Source organism: Gemmatimonadota bacterium, from assembly GCA_026706345.1.
In the GTDB taxonomy this organism is placed as follows: Bacteria; JAAXHH01; JAAXHH01; order JAAXHH01; family JAAXHH01; genus JAAXHH01.
The window spans coordinates 1-2,162 of sequence record JAPOYX010000214.1; the positions used below are offsets into that span (position 1 = coordinate 1).

At 62.2% G+C, this 2,162-nt stretch carries 1 protein-coding gene; it reads left to right on the forward strand.

The genetic code is table 11. The features are described from left to right. A partial coding sequence (locus OXG98_15000; protein MCY3773312.1) for a hypothetical protein occupies positions 1-2,162 on the forward strand: 2,162 nt, incomplete at both ends.

Consider the following 2,162-nt stretch of genomic DNA (forward strand, 5'->3'; position numbering starts at 1 on the left):
CGGGACACCACGGACCAGGAGATCCTGGAGATCGATATCGGTATCGAGGACGTCAATGAAGCGCCCACGATCGTTGACGCGACCGCGCGCAATCCCGGGGGGACTCTGCTGTCCCCTGGCACTGTTGCCAGTCCTGGACCTGCGAGAGTCAACCAGTCGGAGGAAAACAAGATCGTCCTCTACATCAACCTGGAAGATTTGTGGGAAGACGACCGGGACACCCCGGACGATTTTGAGGATTTCGGCGCCTCTTCATCCGTTTCCTGGATCGACATTCTTTACGAGGGCCAGTGGGACGATGTCATCAAGGGCCGCGACGGTGAAACCGGCGGCGGCGACGACCTGACTTGGGGCACCCCAGGCGACGGCGCGACTGGCAGAACGGTCGGCACCGCGCCGGCGGATGCAAATGACGAACTGTGGGTGGTCATCGTCGAGATCGACCGCACCGAAAGGAACACGCAGGGCGACCGGGGCAGCATCAGGCTGACCGCGAAGGATGATAATGGCCTCACGGGCACCGCGGTGATTCCCATAGTCGTGACGGACGAGAACGAGGCAATCGGTGAAAATGCCGTCACGCTGAGCGGCAGCGCGCGCGAGGGCAGCAGCCTTCGGGTCAATTTCAACGACAACAGGGACCCCGACCTGGCCGGCAGCACTCTGCCCACCCTGGTGCTCTACACCTGGGAGACGCATGTGGATACGGACGGCACTCCGGGCCCGGACACGGAGCCTGGTTCCGGAACCGTAGTGAAAGTGTCTACGAGCAATGATCCGTTGACGCTCACGCAATCCCATGTCGGCCTTTACGTCAGTGTTCGGGTCACCTACTACGAAACCCTGTTCGGCTCAATCAACTCGACCGGCGTCGGCGGCACGGACGGTCAGGACGGCGGCAACGACGTATCCCCCCGGGCGGTCTCCAACACCCCGGACGACGGCGTTGGGCATTTCACCATCACGGCTTCGAACAATACCTTGACGGCTGAAGTCAGTGTGGTGGACGAGGACTATCGCGGCGCCGCCGCTCTCACGATTACTCGCTATCAATGGCAGGTGTCCGACAACGGACGTGGCGGCTGGGAAGATGTCGAAGAAGCCGATCCGGACACGACCACGCCGGACGTCAACGAAGCTCTCGCAGACACCACCCTCAGCCTGCCCGACGGCGACGGCAAGTACTACCGCGTGGTCGTGAGTTACGCCGAGACTCCGGGCGACACGAGCGCCAATGCGCCACAGGAAGAGGTCGCGAGTCATGCGATCCAGGTTGCCAATATTCGCGATACCGCGTTGGATGCGGCGCCCCCGTTTACTGCCCCCACAATTACCGGCAGCCCGTTCCCGGGCGGCACGCTTAGCGTGGAAGGTCGGGGAATTTCCTCGGTGCAGTGGCAAGTGGATAGTCCCGCTCCGGGCCTAATCTGGACGAATATTCCCGGCGCGACCGGCGATCTCAACATTACTGCGGCGCATCCCGGTTCGACCGTTCGGGCTGTGGTTTTATACGACACCACCACCCCGGGCGAGTCGGGCGTGACGGTGATAACGCTTGCCGTGGATGGCAATGATCTGGATGGGGACGCCAATACTACGGAGAATGGGATTCTTATCGGCGGCACCAGAGCTTCCGCCCGCCCGACCGCGGTGGATGACCACGAGGTCACCGCCAGCGTGGCGGGTTCGGGTCATGCGGCGAGAGCTGCTAACAATGGTACCGTTGGCGCAGATGCCGGAGTGACCGTTTCGGTCATGGAAACGGTGGATCTGGCCAGCCTGTTCCAGGATCCTGACACCGCCGCGAGCCGGTTGAGCTTTTCGGCTGCGGCCGCCGCCACGAACAGCGGTTTGCCAACTGCCGCGACCGGCACTGGCAGGACCGCTGTCTTCCAGAATGATGCAGGTGTCCTGGTAATGGAGCCGGACGGAACGCTGGCTTACGTCAGTGACCAGTTGCGCGGCCACGACGACAATCAGGATGATGGCGCAGGCAATATACTGCGTCTGGCCATCACGGCCAACGACAGCTCGACTCAAGCTGATACCGGTAAAAGCGCCAACACGGCTACAGTGTCCCTGCGGATCAACGTGGCGCCGACGAGCATCAACTTCCACGAAGGCGATACCGCTTCCGGCGACCTTACCGGTCTCATCTACGC